Origin of the sequence: Bradyrhizobium sp. AC87j1, from assembly GCF_002936975.1 — a bacterium.
Classification (GTDB): Bacteria; Pseudomonadota; Alphaproteobacteria; order Rhizobiales; family Xanthobacteraceae; genus Bradyrhizobium; species Bradyrhizobium shewense.
This window is the reverse complement of sequence record NZ_PTFE01000179.1, coordinates 1-7,878: the sequence shown is the minus strand read 5'-3', so window position 1 is coordinate 7,878 and position 7,878 is coordinate 1. Positions and strand designations below refer to the sequence as shown.

General features: G+C 58.5%; 5 protein-coding genes and 2 pseudogenes. 3 read left to right on the top strand and 4 right to left on the bottom strand.

The window, feature by feature from the left end:
• A pseudogene (locus CV770_RS42320) lies at nucleotides 1–347 on the top strand (DDE-type integrase/transposase/recombinase); the annotation flags it as partial.
• Between the two features lie 8 nt (nucleotides 348–355).
• Here CV770_RS42320 and CV770_RS40015 read toward each other — a convergent pair.
• From CV770_RS40015 to CV770_RS41945, 3 genes are read right to left on the bottom strand one after another with little or no spacing between them, the layout of a single operon-like run.
• On the bottom strand, nucleotides 356–2,095 hold the full coding sequence (locus CV770_RS40015) for a recombinase family protein (RefSeq protein ID WP_245454007.1): 1,740 nt from the start codon (nucleotides 2,093–2,095) through the stop codon (nucleotides 356–358).
• Complete coding sequence (locus tag CV770_RS43730; RefSeq protein ID WP_245454006.1) at nucleotides 2,017–2,424, bottom strand: recombinase family protein; 408 nt, start codon at nucleotides 2,422–2,424, stop codon at nucleotides 2,017–2,019. The genes CV770_RS40015 and CV770_RS43730 overlap by 79 nt, the downstream gene beginning before the upstream one ends.
• Complete coding sequence (locus tag CV770_RS41945) at nucleotides 2,414–2,671, bottom strand: hypothetical protein (RefSeq protein ID WP_146101454.1); 258 nt, start codon at nucleotides 2,669–2,671, stop codon at nucleotides 2,414–2,416. The genes CV770_RS43730 and CV770_RS41945 overlap by 11 nt, the downstream gene beginning before the upstream one ends.
• Nucleotides 2,672–3,031: 360 nt before the next feature.
• Here CV770_RS41945 and CV770_RS40010 point away from each other — a divergent pair.
• Nucleotides 3,032–3,211 (top strand): annotated as a pseudogene (locus tag CV770_RS40010) (IS3 family transposase); the annotation flags it as partial.
• Between the two features lie 83 nt (nucleotides 3,212–3,294).
• Here CV770_RS40010 and CV770_RS40005 read toward each other — a convergent pair.
• Nucleotides 3,295–5,037 carry an ABC transporter ATP-binding protein gene (locus CV770_RS40005; protein ID WP_104466214.1) on the bottom strand — a complete coding sequence of 581 codons (1,743 nt, stop codon included), beginning with the start codon at nucleotides 5,035–5,037 and terminating at the stop codon, nucleotides 3,295–3,297.
• 419 nt (nucleotides 5,038–5,456) lie between these two features.
• Here CV770_RS40005 and CV770_RS43725 point away from each other — a divergent pair, with 419 nt between their 5' ends.
• Nucleotides 5,457–7,043 (top strand): hypothetical protein, encoded by a 1,587-nt coding sequence (locus CV770_RS43725; protein WP_245454005.1) that lies wholly within the window; start codon nucleotides 5,457–5,459, stop codon nucleotides 7,041–7,043.
• Nucleotides 7,044–7,878 lie beyond the last annotated feature (835 nt).

The following is a 7,878-nucleotide window of genomic DNA, read 5'->3' as shown; positions in this document are numbered from 1 at the left end:
CAGCTGACCTGCGGCCGCCGCTTCCGCGTCCTCACCGTGGTCGATGACTGCACCCGCGAGTGCCTGGCGCTGGTGGCCGATACCTCGCTCTCCGGCATCCGCGTAGCCCGGCAACTTGACCGGCTGATGATCGAGCGCGGCAAGCCGAAAATGGTGGTCAGCGACAACGGCAGCGAGCTGACCAGCAACGCCATCCTGACATGGGCGGATCAGAGCCGCGTCGCTTGGCACTACATTGCGCCGGGCAAGCCCATGCAGAATGGCTTCATCGAAAGCTTACGTCGCTGGCTCAGACCCGCGTCGCGCTCGGATGCTGGCGCGCCGATTACAATCCTGCATCACAACACCCATCTGTCTATGTGGTTGAAGCAAAGAGATTTTGCTGATCGGGATGCGATCCCGTGGGGTATTTTGGATTTTGGCGCGCGCGTTCTGTGATTGTTTGTGCGGCTGATGCCGAGAGATCGGCACGGGCAAAGATCCAAGGGCCTTCGGACAAGGGATGGATGGCGGCGATCTCGCCGGCCTCCGCCGCCAGTCTGAGGGTTTTGGGCGCGATCTTGAGAAGCCGCGCGGCTTTGCTGAGATTGAGCCACGGCTCGATCCCGTCATCAGCAGGTTTGAACACTGGAATGCGGTGATGCGAGCGCAACGATGTGACGCGCTCACGCGTCCAGCGGTTGCCGTGACCAGTGACAAGGCCATTCCTATTGAGTGTGCCGGCGATGAGATCGTCATTGGCGATCAGCACCAACTGGCGAACAGCCGTGATCACATCGGCTGAGGCGCTATTGCGTTGGCCGCGCCGACGCTTGGGCAAGCGGATCTGGCTGTGTACGCCGCCGATCCAGTGGACAATCAACACGATCTCGCCTGCCTCCTGATCGATGTCGGCGACCACCTCCTGGATGAGGGTGCGCACAATGCGCTTCTTCAGGCGCGCGTCTGTCGTTGGGGCGGCCCAGACGGTCTTGAGGTCCGTCGCGAGTGCGGCAAGCGCTGTCGGGGCGATGGCTGGCATCGGCATGGCTGCGCCATGCGTCGCGATCTTGCTTTCGACCTCTGCCACACGCGCGAGCGCCTTGTTCCAGCGAGCCTCCAGTTCGCCAGCAACCAGCCTGTTGGCGGGATCAGCAGCGTCGTACTGACGGAAGGCGCGATCGGCCGCATAGTGCGCCGCTTCAAGATCGCGCAGAAGTGCCTCGCGTACCTGATCGCGCCGTTGACCGGCTTGCCTCTCGGCGGCGACCGCGGCAGTGATAGCGCCGGGCCCCACCACGCCGAGAAGCGCTTCCTCGATGGAATCGTCGACGCGCAGGCCGCCGAAGGCGATGCAGCGCGGCTCGCCATTGTCCATCCAGGCACGGCTGCAGCTATAACGCGGGATGCCATGCTTTGCGCCGGTATATCGAAGCGTCAGCTTGCGCCCGCAGCGCCGGCACCGGATCATGCCGGCCAGCAGCGCATTGCCATGTTTGGCGGCGCCATGATGACGGCTGGTGGGAATGTTGTTGCTGACCATCGTCCTGATCGCCTCGGCCTTCTCCCAACTGACGTAGCCCTCATGGGCATTTGGCATCAGCGCCAGCCAGTCACTGCGTGCTTTGCGACGAATCTTCACGCTGGCACCGTTGGCTCCATAGCCTACCGCAACCGCAGTCCTACCATAGGCATAGGCGCCGCCGTAGATGGGGTTCTCAATCATCCGGTGGATGGCGGCGTAGTTCGGCCGCCGCCAGGCCACATCGCCATTGTTCTGCTTCACCGGAAGTTCGAGATTATGCTCGTGGAACCAGAGCAAGGCTTGACGAGCGCTGCCCAGTTCCTGAACCTTGTCGAAGACCAGGGTAATGGCGTCTTGCACGCGGCGGTCTGGATCCTTCTCGTAGCGATCGCCGGCCTTCACAAAGCCTACCGGTGCCGCGACGACCAGTTCGCCGCGGCGCGCCTTCTCGTAACGCGCCGAGAGCGAACGCTGGCGCAACAGGTCAAGCTCGTACTCGTTCAGGCTGCCTTTCAACCCGAGCAGCAGGCGGTCGTTGCCGTGGCGCGGCGCATAGACGGTCTCCTGATCGACCAGCACCGTGTCGACCACGCGCACATCTCGATCAGTTGCTGCCAGTCGCGACTGTTGCGGGCAAAGCGGGAGACCTCACGCGCGCAGACGGCGCCAACCTTGCCGAGGCACACCTCCGCGACCATCCGCTCGAATCCAGCACGCTGAACGGAGCCAGCCGCCGAGCGGCCGAGATCGTCGTCGATCACCTCGATCTGCGACCAGCCAAGCGCCGTCAGCCGATCCCGCATAGCATATTGCAGCGCGCTGCTCTCCCTGTTGTGCAGCACCTGATGGGCCGACGACTGCCGCACATAGAGCAGTGCTTTGCGCTCCAGATGATGGGGCCGAATCTTGTCAGAGATCATGACCGTCCTCCGTCGTTACGGCCGTCTTGCTCTTGTCCGCGTGTTCCAGGATCAGCTGCGCCAACAGGTTGGTCAGCGTGCCTTGCACCTCTGCCGGCAGCTCCGGCCAAGCCGGTGCTCCGATGACACCGCTGGACTGGCCGCTTGCGAACAGGTCCATTTGCGGCGCCTGGCGCCGCTGATCCTGCCTGTGCCGACTCCGCTGCGCTGGCGGCCGGCGCGCCATTGTCGTGGTCTTGCCTGACATGGGCCTCTCCCCGATTCGGATCGCGAGAGGTCATGATTGCGCCAGAAAGCAAGGCGTTCGATGATGCGGTGCCCGCCTTCAACACATCCGACAGAAGGCCCGCTAGCACCGACAGCGCTGATGAATCGACATAAGGCGTGGTGGTGACGACCGAATCATCCGCGCAAGCCACGCGATCGAACATCCAGGCAGGAATCTCAAGCCACCGAGTCGCGTCGGAGCCGCTCAGCGTGCAGCGGAAAACAACATCATCCGACTTGGCGATCGCCTGGTGGACAAACACCGGCTGACCAAACCACGGATGCCACCGATACAAGAGCTCGCGAAAACCGGTCCCGTGGGTCTTATCAAGCTGGGTTGTATAACTACACACGACCGCACTCACAGCTCGGATGGAAGACACCCTCCGAGTTCGCCTTCACCTGCCACCCGCGCCGGGATCTGGCGCTGCGCTATGCCGATGGCTCCGCGCCAGCTCCCGTCGCTACCACCGCCCAACTGGGCAAATCCAATGGCTTGAGCGAACTCAGAACTCGATAAAATCTGGGGGCAAGGTCACATCTCGTCCAGCAATGCGCCTGCAGTGCAGACAATCAACGCGCCGGGCTGATCATCCCCTTCGCCTATGTCAAGGACAAGCCGCAGTCGGTCAGCTCGACCACGACGTCGGTTGCAGAAATGACCCCTTTGCGATGAGTGATTGCCAGCACGGTCACATCTTCCGCTAGGCTGCGAATATGGTCCAAAATGTCCCGCTCGGTTCGTTCGTCAAGCGCGGAGCTGGCCTCGTCGAGAAGAAGGATCGCCGGCTCGCCATAGAGCGCGCGGGCAATAGCAATACGCTGGCGCTCCCCGCCTGAAAGCTTCAAACCGCGTTCTCCAACGGTTGTTTCAAATCCTTCCGGCAGAGCCTCGATAATGGGGAGAATCGCGGCTTTTTCCGATGCACCGCGAAGGCGCACCTCGTCGCGGGGCCGTCCTAGCAGAATGTTGTCGGCTAGCGACTCATTGAGCAACATCACGTCCTGCGGCACAACAGCAACTGCGGCATACCAATCCGTGTGATCGATGGTCGCTATATCGGTTCCATCGACCAGAATACGGCCGCAGTCTGGCTCAATCGATTTCAGGACGAGCTTGAATATTGTCGACTTCCCCGATCCGGTTTCGCCGACAAGGAAGGTAATGGCGCCGCGCCTAGCCATAAACGAGACATTCGTAACGCCACGACCGTTGTCGTAGGCATAACCAATGCCCTCGAAGGATAGCTGGCCAGCGGAGGGCGTGAAATTATGAGCATGAGATGTTCGCCGCTCTTCTGGTGCGACCCACAGTCTGGCGAGAGGAATGAGGTCGGCTCGCGACCGCGCCGCGTCAGAGATCGCGCGCGCGACCATCTCGAAGGGCATATTGAGTTGGAGTAGAAGCGTGTTGAATAGCACAATATCGCCGATCGTGACCGCGCCGGCCCGGTATTCAGGTATTAGAAGGAGAAGTGTGACGGCAAATTGTAGCGCGATGGCTAAGCCGAGCACGGCTATGTAGGCCAATCGTTGAAACACGTAGGTTCGCCAGTTATCGCGCACTTCCCGCGCCTTCATCGTAAAGCGCTGGCTCATCCAGGAATGACTGCCGAAATGGCGCAACGTGTCCATGGAGTTCATGACGTTGCCGACGAAACGCGCATTCTCCTGTCCGGCTTCGATGGCCCGGTCCAGAAACACGCGCGCCCGACGCGTGGAACTCCACCCCAATGTAATCGCGACAGCCCCATAAGCGACGACGATTGCAGCGATTTGGATATTGACGAGCACACCGAGAATAGCGAGCGTAAGCAGAAGCTGCGCTGCAGCCGGGATGAATATCATAATTCCAAGCTGGACCAACGTCGTCAACGCGCTGCACCCGCGCGCGGCCGCACTCTGTATCTCCACGGGATTGTGCTCAAGAAAAAAGGCTGAGGTTTTTCTCAGGATGCGATCGAAAAAGCGAGTTGCAGCGATGAAGCCCAGGTTCTCGGCTGTCATGAAGGAAAGATACTGCAGCATGCGCTGCAATGCGGAGGCTATGCCGAGCAGGACCGCATAGCCGGCGAATCCCCAGGCAAACGCCGACATGCCTTCCCCCCGCGGGAGGCGATCAATGAGACCCGAAAATACATAGGGGGCTGCGACGCTGCTCGCGCTGGAGATCAGCACCACTGTGGCAACGATGAGAAGCAAGCGCCGATCGGATCGCCAGTACGCATGCAGAACTTCGGAAACCGGCGACAATGTGCTGTCGTTGACCTGATCTGCGGCGGATCCAGGGAATGGGGCTTTGCTTGCACTGAGAGAGCCGACATGGCCTTGCGATCTGGATTCCATACGATCTCACGTAAAGATGCGGCTCTGCGGAATTTGCTGCCGTTTACCGTTACTAAGCTCCAACCCAATTCTGTCCAGCACCGTCATCCAACCCCGCAAATCTTGGTAGGTTGTCGCCCGGCTTCTCACATGAGAGACGCTATAGAGTGGCTCGACACGCTGCCGCGCCACACGACGAGAAGCCCGATCACGCTATCAATAGGAACACGACATGAAGAGCGCAACAGCAGACACGTCTAAGCGGCCATCGCGGCCCGATACAACTGACCTCCCCTTACCGGTGCTGCCACCTCCCACTACTTCGTATCCAAAGGGCCCCTTCCCTAGCGACAGCGCTAACGAAGGTTACCTTTAAGATCATTCTTCACTCTGTTACCGCCTCTCACACGAGAGGCGGTAACGTTTAAGTCGAGGAACAAATGCTCAAGGCCACTCTGAAAATAGCCGACCTGGAAAACTTCGATCCTGTTGTCAAAGGCTGTTCGATAGAGTTTGGTGAAAGCTGCATCTGGCCATTCCAACATAAGAGTCTTGAGAGCTCGTTAGTGAAGAGCACTGAGCAATGGTTCTTCGTTATACGTGAGCGTCAAGGAGCGGCGGACGGGGCTGGCGTTCATTCGGTCGTAATAGACCATGCGTCTACAGATCAGTTTCGTCAGCACTACCAGAAATGCATGCACTGGCCGCTCGATTTTATCGTGATCGAGACCGCTCGCCGGGGTCCCCGGTTGCGTGTACGAGCAGGCCATATTGGCAGCCTCCCAATTTACTTCCACGTGGAGGAGCGCACTCGCACGGTTACGCTCTCCTGGGATTTTGTCGAGTTTTTGGATAAATCGCGAGCGATTGATGCAGAGATTATAGCGCATCACCTGTCGATGAGAACGTTCTACTCTGCGCGACAGGCCTGCGTTGGCGTTAACCTGCTGACTGCTGGCTCCACCTTGTACGTCGACAGATCGGAAACGTCATTTGAGTACGGCGCGACAACTTCATCAGCCCCTGAGCTCTCCGGACGAGAGGAGAGCGATCATGTCCTTGAGTTTTCTGATACTCTTCAGGCGGTTGTTCGTTCGCGGCCGACGACCTTCTGCGCAAGCGCTGTGGAGCTGAGCGGAGGAATGGACTCCGCTTCCGTCGCAATTGCTGTTGGCGAGAGCGTAGCATCGCTAGCATGTGGCGGGATACTATTGGGCGACGGGAGTAGCCCCAAGCAGATTGACCGCCGAGCGAGCATTTTGAGCGCACTGAACTGCCGCGATCACAAAGTTGAAATGTGCGCCCACATGCCGGCGATTGATCTAGATCTTGACCTGAAAGGACGCCTGCCACTCAATTCAGAGTATTACCTTGAGGCGTTCGGGTCACTCTGGGATCGGTTTCGCGGTGATGGCTGCGAAATAATCTGGTCCGGCATAGGAGGAGACGAGCTTTGCGCTCGCTTCAGCAGCGACGAGGGGGAACCCAGATCTCCCTCTTCACCCCATCTGGATATCGCGCTTGGGGTTGCAGAAGACCTATTGACGAAACGCGGGCTCGACGCCGCTCGTTCATCCTTCCTTTTTAGCGCCCCCCTCAGCGCCACTCTATCCACAACTCTGCTCGCAAGTCTTTGTCATGCTCGCCCACTCGCGACGCGAGGTCTTTGGCCCGTCCGCCCATTCGGCGATCCGAGATTGATCAATTTTGGAGCGAAGCTTCCGTTTGCACTTCGCTCGGGCAAGGAACTCCTCCGTTCTTATTTGAGTGAGCGCTTGGGCTCTGACGTATTTCCACACGGATACGCAAAGGAGACTTTCGCGCTTGTACTGCCAAAGGCGATTGCGGCTCGTGCGGACATAATTTCATCACAGCTTGCTTCTTGCGCCTTGGCCGACTTCGGCTTGGTTTCGCAAGAGGCTGTCATGGCGCTCTTGTACAGGGTGATAACAACACAAGAATTTTGCGCAACAAGCACCTTGGCTCGCTTTTTATGGGCGGAACGTTTCGTTCGACAACTCTGTTGATTGCGTTATGACAAACGATCACGCGTCAGAACACCTGCTACAGTGGAGAAGGGTTGCAATTGGGCGTTCTCGCTAGTCGACCCGACGGAACGAGAAACTATGGAGTATCTTCAGCGGTGGGGCATTCTCGGGCAGAGCACGCGAGCTAGAAGCTACCGCTTACCCCGATCGCTTCATGTCGTTTTAGCCACGTTGCTCTTCACTTCCAACTTACCGGTTCGAGCACGCTCCTGCGCAACAACCTCCGGCTCAAAGCGTTGCCGGAGAAATCTGATATTGTTCAAAATGCGTTGACTCTTCCGTTTGCAGATCGCGAAGGATTTGTTGCGCCCACTCGACACGTTTTCCATGCAAACTGTACTCCCAGCTCGAAATTCATGAAGCTTTCTTGACGTAGCCCAGGAAAACGCCCTCAAGAAGGAGGGCGTGAACGTCCGAGTGGAACCGGGAACAGTGCTATCGGCAGACCGAAAACGATGATGATCGCCCAGACCGCTCGTAGCAGATCTACCGTAACTCCCAGATTCCAAATGAGCACCGCGGCGCCAATGAAGAGGGTCGCGAGAGAAAAAAGGAGAATACGAAATCTCCTTACTCAAGAGTTGTGCCAATGCAGGGAAGACCTGAGAAAGCATTGTATTCAACGGCTTCACTAAGTGTCGCGGTAGCACGTCGCCGAACATTGCTGTCGCGGACGCGACAAGGTGGCCCACAACTTATCCGAACGTATTGAAGACGACAGTATACAAGGAAATGTCGGGAGAAGAGATCCCTGCGGCAGCTCAGGCGACTGATATCGCGCATCGTCTCCTCGCGCTCTATAGATTGATTTCGC

Excerpts from the sequence above, each read along its gene's own strand:
- CV770_RS43730 (WP_245454006.1), bottom strand. The coding sequence starts at position 2,424 with ATGATCTCTGACAAGATTCGGCCCCATCATCTGGAGCGCAAAGCACTG.
- CV770_RS41945 (WP_146101454.1), bottom strand. The coding sequence starts at position 2,671 with ATGTCAGGCAAGACCACGACAATGGCGCGCCGGCCGCCAGCGCAGCGG.
- CV770_RS40005 (WP_104466214.1), bottom strand. The coding sequence starts at position 5,037 with ATGGAATCCAGATCGCAAGGCCATGTCGGCTCTCTCAGTGCAAGCAAA.
- CV770_RS43725 (WP_245454005.1), top strand. The coding sequence starts at position 5,457 with ATGCTCAAGGCCACTCTGAAAATAGCCGACCTGGAAAACTTCGATCCT.